Here is a 12,857-nt window from a genome sequence, read left to right as displayed (position 1 = left end):
ATTAAGATACTTACCTTATTATCCATGAATAAAAATTTAAATACAGCCATCGAAGCGGCGCTTGAAGCAGGTAAAGCTATTTTAGAAATCTATAATACTGACGATTTTGGTGTGGAAATTAAAGGGGATAATTCGCCTTTAACTAAAGCAGATATTGCGTCTCATAATGTGATTATGTCTTATTTAGAAAACACGAATATCCCTGTACTTTCAGAAGAAGGTAAGGCCTTGCCTTACTCGGAACGCCAAGATTGGGATCAGTTATGGATTGTAGATCCTATAGATGGGACTAAAGAATTTATCAAACGTAATGGAGAGTTTACGGTGAATATCGCTTTGGTTGAAAATCAAAAAACGACCATTGGGGTCATTTATGTACCAGTATTAAAAGAACTTTACTTTTCTACGAGTGCCGATGGGGCTTACAAAGTCACGGTAGATCTTGAGAACTATAAGGTTGAAAGTCTTTTAGAAGAAGGAGTGCAATTACCCATTACGCGTGAGGATAAAACCTTTACCGTGGTCGCAAGCCGATCGCATAGGTCTCCAGAAACTGAAGATTATATTAATGAAATGCGCCAAAAACATGGTGAGGTCAACCTTATTTCTAAAGGCAGCTCTTTAAAACTCTGTATGGTTGCCGAAGGAACAGCCGATTGTTATCCTAGATTTGCACCGACCATGGAGTGGGATACCGCCGCCGGACAAGCCATTTGCGAACACGCTGGTTTTGAGGTTGTAGATTGGGAGACCAAACAACCCATGTTGTATAATAGAGAAGAGTTACTGAACCATTGGTTTTTAGTGCAAGCCAAATAAACCGGTTTACGGTAGTAGATCGCTTCAGAGGTCTTATGCTCATTTAAATAGAGGTTTATTTAAATAATAAAGAATTACATAGGGTTTCTTAATGTAACCGTATGTGATTTTTTTGTTTTATAGCGCTATGAGTATTGTAAGTTGTTAGAGGGAATATTTTTTTAAGCATTTTAAAATGATACCGGTTTATCGTTTAATAGAGAGAACGCGTTGCTACTGATGTTGGTTGGCAAGGCTATTAAAAAGAGCTTTACAATATTATAGAATACGCATATGCAATAGCATTCCGAAATTAAAAAAGGACTTAAGGTAAAGCTTATAAATAGGAAGTGTTCTATGTAGGGGTTTTAAAATAAGTGTGTTAAGTAAAAAGGGGTTTCGTAATTTTCTTTATTAGGTGTTAATAAAAGTATAAATTATAATGCTTAAGTTTTTATAATGAGTTGATTATTGAAAAATTTAATTTTCATTTTACATAAAAGAATGACTTCAAAGTCTTATAATTTATTAGCTTTGTGCACTTAAAAAATTTTCATTTATTACTGTAATATTCAATAGTTTTTATGGGTAAAGTTGCATTTATTACTGGAGTTACCGGGCAAGACGGAGCATATCTTAGTGAGTTTTTGTTGAAGAAAGGTTATGAGGTTCATGGATTAAAGCGCCGTTCGTCATTATTTAATACGGATCGTATTGATCATTTATATCAAGACCCGCATGTAGATCATCAGAATTTTTATCTCCACTATGGCGATATGACGGATAGTACAAACCTTATCCGTTTAATCAAGGAAATTCAGCCCGATGAAATCTATAATTTAGCAGCAATGAGTCATGTGGCGGTTTCTTTTGAAATTCCAGAATATACAGGTAACGCCGATGGTTTAGGAACTTTACGTATACTAGACGCCGTAAGATTATTAGGTTTAGAGAAAAAAACAAGAATTTATCAAGCATCAACCTCAGAGTTGTACGGTAAAGTACAAGAGGTACCACAATCAGAAACGACTCCTTTTTACCCGCGTTCGCCTTATGCTGTGGCAAAAATGTATGCCTATTGGATTACAGTGAATTACCGAGAAGCGTATAACATGTATGCTTGTAACGGAATTTTGTTTAATCATGAATCGCCTATTCGAGGCGAAACTTTTGTGACGCGTAAAATTACCAGAGCTGTATCACGTATTGCCTTAGGTTTACAAGATAAGTTTTACTTAGGAAATTTAGATGCCCAGCGCGATTGGGGCCATGCTAAGGATTATGTACGTATGATGTGGATGATTCTTCAAGCTGATGAAGCTGAAGATTGGGTGATTGCTACAGGAAAAACGACTCGTATTCGTGACTTTGTAAAAATGAGTTTTGCTGAGGTTGGAATTACTTTAGAATTTAAAGGCGAAGGTGAAGATGAAAAAGCATTTGTAGTACAGTGTGATAATCCAAAATATCAATTAGAAATAGGTAAAGAAGTTTTAGCGGTTGATGCGCGTTACTTTAGACCTACAGAAGTTGAGTTGTTAATAGGTGATGCCTCTAAAGCTAAAAAGAAATTAGGTTGGGAATGTCAGTATGATCTTAATGACTTGGTGAAAGACATGATGGAGAGTGATATAAAATTAATGACAGAACAACAATACCTTGAAGATGGCGGGTATAAAACCATGAATTATTTTGAATAAGATAACTAAAGATTCAAAAATATACATTGCAGGGCACCGTGGAATGGTGGGATCTGCAATTAGGAGAGCTTTAACGGCTAAAGGTTACACTAATTTAATTGGAAAAACCAGCAAGGAACTTGATTTGCGACATCAACAAGCGGTTATTGATTTTATTGATACAGAACAACCGGATGTTCTTATTGATGCCGCAGCCCGTGTAGGGGGGATTTTAGCGAATAATGAAAATCCTTATCCATTTTTAATGGAGAATCTTCAGATTCAGAATAATTTGATAGATGCGGCTCATAAAGCAGAGATCTCAAAGTTTATATTTTTAGGAAGCTCATGTATTTATCCCAAATTTGCGCCGCAACCTTTAAAAGAAGAGTATTTACTTACCGACAGTTTAGAGCCAACAAACGAGTGGTATGCTATTGCTAAAATAGCGGGCGTAAAAGCTTGTGAAGCTATAAGAAAGCAGTACGGCAAAGACTTTGTGAGTTTAATGCCAACTAACCTTTATGGGCCTCATGATAATTTCGATTTAAAGAGTTCTCACGTGTTACCAGCAATGCTTCGTAAATTCCATGAAGCTAAAGCCAATAATCATGCGCCAGTAAGCTTATGGGGTAGTGGTACGCCGATGCGCGAGTTTTTACATGTCGATGATTTAGCCCAAGCCGTGCTCTTTGCCGTAGAAAACGTATTGCCAGAACACTTGTATAATGTGGGGACCGGGACTGATGTGACCATTAAAGCTTTAGCAGAAACCATTCAAAATAGTGTAGGCCATACAGGAGAAATAATTTGGGATGCTACCAAACCCGATGGTACTCCTCGTAAGCTGATGGACAGTTCTAAGTTACGAAGTCTAGGTTGGGCACCAAAAGTTGCTTTAGATGAGGGGATTGTATGGGCTTATAAGTGGTATTTGGAAAACTGTAATACATAGGAACATATTAAAATATTTGATTATAAACGCCGCTACTCGTCGTAGATGTCAGGCTCAGTTGCATTGTGATCCCGTGATTTAAAAAAGGTAATGACACAAAAAAAAATGAAAGTGAATTTAAGCAAAGTGCTTACTTGAAACCTTGTTCAAATACCTAATTGTCAGTTTTTTTGCAAGGAAGAGTTGTTGTAAGTGGGAAATTTAAAGATGAGGAAATTTCATGTTATTGTTATTATACGGCTTCAGAGTAGATGTTAGAGATATTAGAAACTCCTAATTAGTCCATTCAATGTGAGATTATCTTTATAGTTAATCGTATTAATTTATTTTCACTAATAGTTTATTATAAAACTTAACATTAGTAATAAAAATTGAAAAATTTAAATAAATCTACTCAAAAGGCGGTTTCTTGGAATTTATTAAAAATAATATTCGGTAACGCTAGAACCTTTATCGTTTCTATAATTTTAGCCAGACTATTAGAGCCAGAAGATTTTGGTTTAATAGGAATGGCAATGGTGTTTGCGTATTTCTGTGATACAATTTTTGACTTGGGGTTTGGTTCAGCCATAATCCAACGAAAGTCAGTGACACAAGAACAGAAATCTACTGTTTTTTATATTAATATGCTATTGGGTGTGTTTTTTGGACTAGCCATGTATTTTTCAGCAGGTCTAATAGCAGGCTTTTTTGATATGCCATTACTTGAAGATATAAGTAAGGTCATGTCCGTAACGTTTTTAATAAAAGGTGTAACGTCCTTACAACGATCGTTATTTGCTAAAGAACTTAATTTTAAAACCCCTTTTGTTTCCGAAATGATTGGAGGTATCATTTCAGCCATATTCGGTATTGTTTTGGCTTTAAATGGTTATGGGGTTTGGAGTTTGGTATATTCACAAGTATTAAATTGGGTTTTAAATAGCTTGGTTCTTTGGATTATGTCTTCTTGGCGCCCTAGTTTTGAATTTAATTTAAATTCAGTCTCTGATCTATGGAAGTTTGGTTACAAACAATCTTTAACGGTTTTTATTGAAACCTTTTTTAATAGGCTAGATACCATTATTATAGGTAAAATATTTGATGCCGCTGCCTTAGGGTTGTTTTATAAAGCAAAATCTTTGGTTAGAATTACAATACAGTATGCGTTCGGGGCTTTTTCAGGCGTGTTATTCCCTTCTTTCTCTCTAATTAATGAAGATATTGAACGGCAAAAAAGACTGTTTCGAACTATTTTAAGCTTTACGTGTTTTTCCACATTCTTATTATCAGGACTTTTGGTTATTAATGCTAAAGAAATAATCGTTATTTTATATACTGAGAAATGGATTGGGAGTGTAATAATTTTAAAAATATTTGGCTTTTTTACTTATGCTATCACTATTAGTTCTGTTTTAACCCCTGCGGTTTTAAGTAGAGGAGAATCTGGTGCGCTATTAAAAGTAGAGGTTTATAAAAAGGTAATGGCATTAATTCCTATACCTATAGCGTATTTTTATGGCTTAAATTATTTTTTGATAGCAGGTTTTATATTAGGTAATATTGGCTTGATTTTTAATATGAACCTAATGCACAAATATTTTAATATAAAAATTAGTGAACAACTAGCAGTTATTGGGAAACATTTTTTTCCGTTTCTATTATTAATTACTGTGTTTTATTTTTTAGATCAGGTGCTTGAATTCAATAATATAGTTGCCGTTATTTTAAAAAGTAGTATTTATATTATTGTTTTCGTAGGAATAAATATGCTTTTAAAATCAATAGGACTTCAATATATTATTGGTTTTATAAAATCTAAATTAAATAAGAAAATCAATGGATGATTTGGTTAGTGTAGTTATACCCAATTATAATGGTGCTAAATTTATTGAAGAGACAATTATGTCTGTCTGTAATCAAACTTATAAGACGTTTGAGATTATTGTTGTTAATGATGGCTCAACAGATAATTCTATGGCAGTATTAACTCAACTCCAGAAAAAATTCGATAAATTACGAGTTATAAATGTAGAAAATGGAGGGGTTTCAAAGGCAAGAAATATAGGTATTGATAATGCAAAAGGAGCATATGTGGCTTTTTTAGATAGTGATGATTTGTGGAAAAAAGAATATTTGCAAAACCATATTAATGCTATAAAAAAACACAATTGTGATTTGGTTTACAGTAATTATACTTGGTTTAATGAAGCGGCCGAATTTATGAACGAAAAAGCAAATCTAAATCCGCAATCGCTATTCGATTTTTGGGTAGATAGTATGTTAGCGCCAAGCTCCGTTACCATTAAAAAAGAATGCTTTAATAGGCTTGGCGGATGGGATGAAAAACTTTATGCCTGTGAAGATATGGATTTGTGGTTCAGGTTAAAGTTAGCTAACATGACTATTGTTTCTACTCATTCCACCGATGTGCGTATTAGAATACATGAAACAAGTGCAAAAACAAATTTCAACAAAATGTACGAAGGGCATATATTATCATTACAAAAATGGAGTGCATTATTAAGCTCTGATGTTAAAAAAACAATTGGTTATCGCAACGCGGTAAAGCAGAAACTTAATAAAACAAGATACTATGCTAATATGATGGGAGATCGTAATAAGGTGAAGACTACATTTATTTTGGGCTTTAAACTCTTAGGATATAAATATGTTGATAATCTTCTAGTATCGCAACTCTACAGATTTATAATAAAAAAGTAATGGCTAAAAAAAATGCATTTATATTACCACAAGAAGAGTTTTATTCCCCTAAGAATGGCGGGGCAATATCGACATGGGTAAAAGAATTTTCAGATGAATTAAAGCAATACGAAACAATAATATGCGCACCTTATTCGGACACACCATACAAAGACAATAATCTAAAACAAATAAAAACTAAAACATCACTTGCATTAAGTAAATATCTAGGAAAAAAAATAGGTCATCATTTAAAGTATAATACTTATGTCATTTTAGCAGGACTATTTGCTAGAAGAAAAAAGATTCAAATTATACATGTTCATAATCGACCAAATTACATTCCTATAATTAAACGATTAAATCCACAAGCAAAAGTTATGTTACACATGCATAATGACCATGTTTTGGGATTAAATAATAAACAAATAACGGAGCTTTATACGTATTGTGATAAAATAATTTCAGTAAGTGGTTATATTCAAGAAGGTATTTTAAAGAAAGGAACGGCGCATAATTTAGATTTTTCAGAAAAATGCGCGGTGTTATTAAATGGAAGTAATCCTCAACATTTTAAACGGACAGAACCAGCAAATAATAACCAAATTTTATTTATAGGACGCTTAGATGAAACAAAAGGCATCAAACAATTAATCCAAGCAGTTTTATTAGTTAAAAACAAGATTCCTAGTGTAAAATTAATTATTGCAGGCAGTGCTGGTTTCGGAAAAATGGAAGATTCGCCTTTTGTGACTTCACTTAAAGACATTATTAAGGAGGACACTGAAAACTTTGATTTTCTTGGCTATGTAAACCATAATGATGTTCCTAAATTGTTTAAACAAGTAGCATTGTATTGTATACCTTCTATTTGGAATGACCCTTGTCCGCTTTCTGTAATTGAGGGCATGGCATCAGGTATACCAATGATTGTTGGAAACAAAGGAGGAATACCCGAAGAGGTTGGTGATACCGCTATTAAAATAAATTGTGAAGACGTTAGCAAACTGTCAGAAACTATTATAGATGCTTTGGAAAATAAAGAGGCGATGAAAGTATTAGCAGACAAGGCGTATAGTCGTTTTACCGATAGTTTTACTTGGGCGCATGTAGTGGCTAATTATATTCAAATTATTAATAATTAATGAATAGTAGTGACATACATTTTACATAGCAACAATGGATTTTAATAGAACTTAAAGATGAAAGTATTATATTATGTAGGCGGGATAAGTATAAGTGAAACCTTTATATTGGAGTTGGCTAAACGTTTAAACACTTTAACAGACTTAAGCTTAGTGTCTGAAACGGAATTGTTTTATAAAGACGAATTGGCGTGCCAAATATTAAGTAATAAGATTCCATTTCGTTTAGACTATTATTTAAATTATTTCTTAGAAAGCAGAGGCAAAAAAATAAATCATAATATAAAACAAAAAATGGCCTCTAAAAAAGTGAAGCCATTCTTAGATAATTGTGATACGGTTTATATTGAGTATGGTACTAATGCCGTTAGAATTTTACCTGCTTTAATAGCAAGTAAAAAACCATTTACAGTACATTTTCATGGCTATGATATCACATCTCAACTCAACGATAATAGTTATAAAAAGGATCTTCAAAAATTATTTAAATATGTGTCCTATGTCATTGCTGCATCGCATCATATAAAACGCTTATTAGTGTTAAACGGCTGCCCAGAGCACAAAATAAAAGTGATCAGATTAGGGGTAACCATGCCAAAAATTGAGTTAAAAGAATTTACAAATAAAGCCATAGATTTTATTAGTATAGGAAGATTAACATCCAAAAAGAATCCATTAGCTTTAATAGAAGCATTTAATTTGGTTCTTAAAAAGTTTCCTAAATCTAACTTAAACTTAGTAGGTAATGGCCCTTTATATTCAGATTGTCTAGCGCGTATAAAAACTTTAGGGATAGCAGATTGTGTTAAAATGAATGGTGCAATAAAACATACCGATGCCATGAAGCTTCTAACAGATGCTAAAATATATGTACAGCATTCGGTGACCTCTAATAACGGCGATCAAGAGGGCTTTGCTATAAGTTTAGCTGAAGCAGCATTACTAGAGATTCCTGTTGTGTCTACACTGCATAATGGTATTCCTGAGAACGTCATAGATGGTGAAACAGGGTATTTAGTACGTGAGTTTGATTATGAGACAATGGCTGAAAAAATGATGTGTTTACTGTCTAACCCAGATTTGGCAATACGCATGGGTAAACAAGGAAAAACACATATTGAATCTATCTGTAATTCTGAGGAACGAGCAGAAAAAATATTGAATTTATTAAAAAACACAATAAAAACGGATTGATTTGAGTACAAGCCCTTTAGTTTCAATAATTATGGTGGTCTATAATTCTGCTGAATTTTTAGATGAAGCCATCACGAGCGTATTAAATAGTAGGTATAATAATCTTGAATTAATTATTTGTGATGATTGTTCTACGGATCACAGTTTAGACATCATAAAAAATAAATCAGACGATAGAATTCGGCTTTTTGAAAATAAGGTTAACCTTGGTGAATACGCCAATAGAACTAAGGCTATAAACCTTGCAAAAGGCGATTATTTTATTTTTGTAGATGGCGATGATACCTTGCTAAACACCAATGGTTTATGTGATGCTGTAATGTTAATGGAGCAATATCCTGAAGCAGGGTTTGGTATAGTGAGACCTATAGACGAGCTAGGTGATTCTAAATATAAATTAAAAACGTCAAAAGAAATTTTACAAAATCACTTTTTAAATCAAAGTGAAATAAATATGTCATTTGCGAGAAACATTTTTAGAACCGCAATAGTTCATAAAGAATTTAACGGGTTTCCTAAGGGCATTATTTCAGGTGATGATTTTATTAGACTTTCGTTAACCTTGCAGCATAACGTAGTATTACTTTCAGAACCTTTTGCGAAATGGAGAAAACGACCAGGCCAAGCCACCGCAAGAAAAAGTAAAACTATAAAAGGCAATTTAGAGCCCTATATGATTCATAATCATTTTTTGTTTTTACAGCATGATTTGTTGAGTCCTAAACAATTTAAATTCGCTAAACGAAGACTTATAAAAAAACAATTATTTCACGCTTTACTGGCCTTAAAACATTTAAATTTTCAATTATCTAAGTATTTATTTATGGCACTAAAATATTATTTTGGTTCAGAGAAAGGCAATGGTTTAACAAAATACCAAGACTTAATAAAAGAAAATAATGGATAAAGTTTCCGTAATTATACCGCTATATAATGCTTCATCATATATTGCGGAAACCTTAGATTCTGTCATGAGTCAAACGCATAAAAATTTAGAGATTATTATAATTGATGATCATTCTACAGATGATTCTTTTAAAAAAGCCTTAGCCTTACAGGATGAAAACATTATAGTTAAGCAAAATATAAGAAAGGGTGCCTGTGCTGCACGAAACTATGGATTTGAGATAAGTACGGGTGATTATATTCAGTACTTAGATGCCGATGATTTATTAAGTGAAGATAAAATTGCTTCTCAGTTAGCCCTATTAAAAGCAACAGGAAATACATCCTTAGCAAGTGGAATTTGGGGACGGTTCTATGAGCATATAAATACGGTATCCTGGAAACAGCAGCCTATCAATAAAGATTATGATACCCCTTATTTATGGTTAAATGAATCTTGGAAGGGTAAAGGGATGGGACAAACGTCTATTTGGCTTACACCAAGACCGTTAATAGAAAAAGCTGGAGAATGGGACGAAAAGCTATTGATAAATCAAGATGGAGAGTTCTTTAGCCGTGTTATATTATTAGCAGATTGCATTAAGTACAGTAATCTTGCCAAGGTGTTTTATAGGTCTGGAAACCCTAATAGTATTTCACAATCTAATACCTTAAGTGTTGAAAAAGCAGAAAGTTTATTAAACTCGTATAGATCGTACAAAACTCAAGCAATACAAGCCGGGTTATTAACTGAATTAAAAGAAGGTTTAGGTTTTAATTTTTTAAATTTTATTTATCAATTTAATGGCTTGTTTCCAGAATTAGTGACTATTGCAAAAAATGAGTTTTATGCCCTAGGATTCTCAAAAATGTGGCCTGTAGGTGGCGCTAAATTTAGAAAATTAAGTTCATATATTGGGTTTAATAATGCACTTAAAATTAAGAAAATATTTAACTTAAAATAAAAGTTTTGAAATTAGCTTATATTACAAATACAGGTTTAAAAGAGTCTAGTGGCGGTGGTTCAGGTGTGAATTTTGCTGTATATTCTTATTTTAAAAATCATTATAAAGATGTTTTGTATCACCATATTGAGGCTAAACCTGATATTGTAAATAAATTACGATCTGTTCTTCAAAAGAAAGTGCATGCAAAGCGTATTTACCACCATTTTTCAAATCGAAGATTAGCCCATATCGCAGGTCAGTTTAAAAACGAAACACAACATACTGGTGCTGATGCTTATTTTTTTCATGGCTTTACACAATGGTCATGCACGCAACCAGATAAGCCCTACTATTGTTTTAATGATGCGTGTTTTGCTACCTATGTAGAGATTTATAATGACCGATCTGAATTTAAAAAGGAAGATTTGGAACGGATCTATAAATTAGAAGCAACATGGTTAAGACAGGCAGAAAAGGTGTTTTTTAGATCGCAGTGGGCTTTAGAAGAAACGAAAAAAGCCTATAATTTATCCGGCGATAATTTTGTTAATGTAGGCGTTGGAGGTTTTATAGATATACCAGAGGAAGATAGCTATAAAGAAGGATATAACTTTTTGTTTATTTCAAGGGAGTTTATTCCAAAAGGCGGCGAAATTGTAGTAAAAGCTATTCAAAAAATAAAAGAAAAATACCCTAGTGCCAAGCTTTGGATTGTCGGTGAGAAACCAGAGGACAAAATTCTAGATTTACCAAATATTGACTATTTAGGCTTTTTTAGAAAGAATGTAGTAGACGAGAAAAAAGAGTTAATTAAAATATTTAAAAATGCCTTTGCGATTGTGCATCCAACACTAAAAGATACCAATACGCTGGTTATAAATGAGCTCGCGTATCACGGCTGTCCTGCTATTGCATCAAATCGTTTTGCCATTCCAGAATACTTGTTAAATGCACAAACAGGATATTTGTTGAATGATCCTCGAAGTGTTGATGAATTGGTTGAAAAAATGGATTTATTATTAAGCAATGCTGAATCGTATTCTAAAATGAGAAAAACCACTAGAAATAATGCTATTAAAAATAACACATGGGAGATGGTATTGCATAAAATAACGAATAAAATTACCAATTAAGTTGATATTTAATTCTTTAGATTTTGGACTTTTTCTACCCATTATTTTTGCTCTGTATTGGTTTGTGTTTAATAAAAGTTTAAAAAAACAAAACTTACTATTATTAATAGTCAGCTACGTGTTCTATGGCTGGTGGGATTGGCGATTTCTAAGTTTAATTGCGTTTAGTACTTTAGTTGATTTTATAATAGGAAATCAATTATTAAAACAAAAAGGTATAGCCCATAGAAAGTTGCTTTTGTGGATAAGTATAGGTGTAAATTTAGGTTTTCTAGGGTTCTTTAAGTATTATAACTTTTTTCTAGAAAATTTTGTGGATGCCTTTACTTTTTTTGGTGGATCTATTAGTTCCTCTTCTCTAAATATTATTCTACCCGTAGGAATTAGCTTTTATACATTTCAAACTTTAAGTTATACCATAGATGTTTATAAAGGTAATATCAAGGCGACCAATAATTTTATAGACTTTGCAGCTTTTGTTAGTTTTTTTCCTCAGCTTGTTGCAGGCCCTATAGAAAGAGCAACTAATCTTTTGCCTCAATTTTATTCCAAAAGAACGTTTAGTTACGCCAATAGCGTAATCGGTATGCGACAAATTTTATGGGGTTTAGTTAAAAAAGTTGTTATAGCCGATAGCTGTGCTTTTTATGCTAATGAGATTTTTAATAATCATCAAGATTATAGTGGTAGTACATTATTGTTAGGAGGCGTCTTTTTTGCATTTCAAATTTATGGTGATTTTTCGGGGTACTCTGATATAGCAATTGGAACTTCTAGGCTTTTTGGATTTAAGCTGTTGCAGAATTTCTCCTTTCCGTATTTTTCTAGAGATATGGCAGAGTTTTGGCGTCGTTGGCATATTTCTTTAAATACTTGGTTTAGAGATTATTTGTATATTCCGTTAGGGGGGAGTAGAGGTAACTTGTTTTTTAAATTAAGAAATGTATTTATTATTTTTATAGTTAGTGGGTTTTGGCATGGTGCAAATTGGACTTTTATTGCTTGGGGTGCTTTAAATGCTTTTTATTTTGTGCCCTTAATGGTATTTGGTATCAATAGAAATAACACAGATGTGATTGCGTATACAAATATTAAAGATGCTTTTGTTATAGCATTAAAAATTTTAGGAACGTTCTTACTAACGGTACTAGCATGGATATTTTTTAGATCAGAAAATATAACACAAGCACTCGAAATTATAGCTTCAATTTTTTCTATGTCCCTTTTTAGTGCTCCAATGGTTCTACCTAAAACTGCAATTTTACTTGTCGGTTTGTTTATGGTTATAGAGTGGTTTGGGCGTAATCAAGAATTTGCTATTGAAAAATTTTCGTTGTTTAAGTATCGAAGTTTAAGATATGGTTGCTATGTTATATTAAGTGCATTAATTTATATTTCTCATAGCTCGGGGAAAGAGTTTATCTATTTTCAATTTTAAC

11 protein-coding genes are annotated in these 12,857 nt (G+C 32.7%); all 11 read left to right on the top strand.

Going from position 1 to position 12,857, the window contains the following annotated elements; genetic code table 11:
- Nucleotides 1-24 precede the first annotated feature (24 nt).
- Nucleotides 25-819: a 3'(2'),5'-bisphosphate nucleotidase CysQ gene (gene cysQ / locus DFQ08_RS14000; RefSeq protein WP_114310662.1), complete on the top strand. Its 795-nt coding sequence runs from the start codon at nucleotides 25-27 to the stop codon at nucleotides 817-819.
- Nucleotides 820-1,382: 563 nt separating this feature from the next.
- Complete coding sequence (gene gmd / locus DFQ08_RS13995; RefSeq protein ID WP_114310661.1) at nucleotides 1,383-2,498, top strand: GDP-mannose 4,6-dehydratase; 1,116 nt, start codon at nucleotides 1,383-1,385, stop codon at nucleotides 2,496-2,498.
- 1 nt (nucleotide 2,499) lies between these two features.
- Nucleotides 2,500-3,432 carry a GDP-L-fucose synthase family protein gene (locus DFQ08_RS13990; protein WP_114310799.1) on the top strand — a complete coding sequence of 311 codons (933 nt, stop codon included), beginning with the start codon at nucleotides 2,500-2,502 and terminating at the stop codon, nucleotides 3,430-3,432.
- A gap of 371 nt (nucleotides 3,433-3,803) precedes the next feature.
- The gene (locus DFQ08_RS13985; RefSeq protein ID WP_114310660.1) at nucleotides 3,804-5,258 is read left to right on the top strand and encodes a lipopolysaccharide biosynthesis protein; all 1,455 of its coding nucleotides are present in this window, start codon (nucleotides 3,804-3,806) and stop codon (nucleotides 5,256-5,258) included.
- The gene (locus DFQ08_RS13980) at nucleotides 5,251-6,135 is read left to right on the top strand and encodes a glycosyltransferase family 2 protein (RefSeq protein WP_114310659.1); all 885 of its coding nucleotides are present in this window, start codon (nucleotides 5,251-5,253) and stop codon (nucleotides 6,133-6,135) included. The genes DFQ08_RS13985 and DFQ08_RS13980 overlap by 8 nt, the downstream gene beginning before the upstream one ends.
- A complete protein-coding gene (locus DFQ08_RS13975; RefSeq protein ID WP_114310658.1) occupies nucleotides 6,135-7,259 on the top strand; it encodes a glycosyltransferase family 4 protein in 1,125 nt (374 codons plus the stop codon). The genes DFQ08_RS13980 and DFQ08_RS13975 overlap by 1 nt, the downstream gene beginning before the upstream one ends.
- Nucleotides 7,260-7,316: 57 nt before the next feature.
- Complete coding sequence (locus tag DFQ08_RS13970; RefSeq protein WP_114310657.1) at nucleotides 7,317-8,453, top strand: glycosyltransferase; 1,137 nt, start codon at nucleotides 7,317-7,319, stop codon at nucleotides 8,451-8,453.
- A 1-nt stretch (nucleotide 8,454) separates the two neighbouring features.
- Complete coding sequence (locus DFQ08_RS13965) at nucleotides 8,455-9,360, top strand: glycosyltransferase family 2 protein (RefSeq protein WP_147269481.1); 906 nt, start codon at nucleotides 8,455-8,457, stop codon at nucleotides 9,358-9,360.
- A complete protein-coding gene (locus tag DFQ08_RS13960; protein ID WP_114310655.1) occupies nucleotides 9,353-10,303 on the top strand; it encodes a glycosyltransferase family 2 protein in 951 nt (316 codons plus the stop codon). The genes DFQ08_RS13965 and DFQ08_RS13960 overlap by 8 nt, the downstream gene beginning before the upstream one ends.
- A 5-nt stretch (nucleotides 10,304-10,308) precedes the next feature.
- Complete coding sequence (locus DFQ08_RS13955; protein WP_181858414.1) at nucleotides 10,309-11,418, top strand: glycosyltransferase family 4 protein; 1,110 nt, start codon at nucleotides 10,309-10,311, stop codon at nucleotides 11,416-11,418.
- A gap of 1 nt (nucleotide 11,419) precedes the next feature.
- Nucleotides 11,420-12,856 carry an MBOAT family O-acyltransferase gene (locus DFQ08_RS13950; protein ID WP_114310653.1) on the top strand — a complete coding sequence of 479 codons (1,437 nt, stop codon included), beginning with the start codon at nucleotides 11,420-11,422 and terminating at the stop codon, nucleotides 12,854-12,856.
- Nucleotide 12,857 lies beyond the last annotated feature (1 nt).

It is taken from the genome of Winogradskyella arenosi (genome assembly GCF_003337305.1).
In the GTDB taxonomy this organism is placed as follows: Bacteria; Bacteroidota; Bacteroidia; order Flavobacteriales; family Flavobacteriaceae; genus Winogradskyella; species Winogradskyella arenosi.
The sequence above is the reverse complement of the archived record's forward strand: the minus strand, read 5'-3'. Positions and strand labels throughout refer to the sequence as shown.

Coding starts and splice junctions, on each gene's coding strand:
- cysQ (WP_114310662.1), top strand. CDS start 25: ATGAATAAAAATTTAAATACAGCCATCGAAGCGGCGCTTGAAGCAGGT.
- gmd (WP_114310661.1), top strand. CDS start 1,383: ATGGGTAAAGTTGCATTTATTACTGGAGTTACCGGGCAAGACGGAGCA.
- DFQ08_RS13980 (WP_114310659.1), top strand. CDS start 5,251: ATGGATGATTTGGTTAGTGTAGTTATACCCAATTATAATGGTGCTAAA.
- DFQ08_RS13975 (WP_114310658.1), top strand. CDS start 6,135: ATGGCTAAAAAAAATGCATTTATATTACCACAAGAAGAGTTTTATTCC.
- DFQ08_RS13970 (WP_114310657.1), top strand. CDS start 7,317: ATGAAAGTATTATATTATGTAGGCGGGATAAGTATAAGTGAAACCTTT.
- DFQ08_RS13960 (WP_114310655.1), top strand. CDS start 9,353: ATGGATAAAGTTTCCGTAATTATACCGCTATATAATGCTTCATCATAT.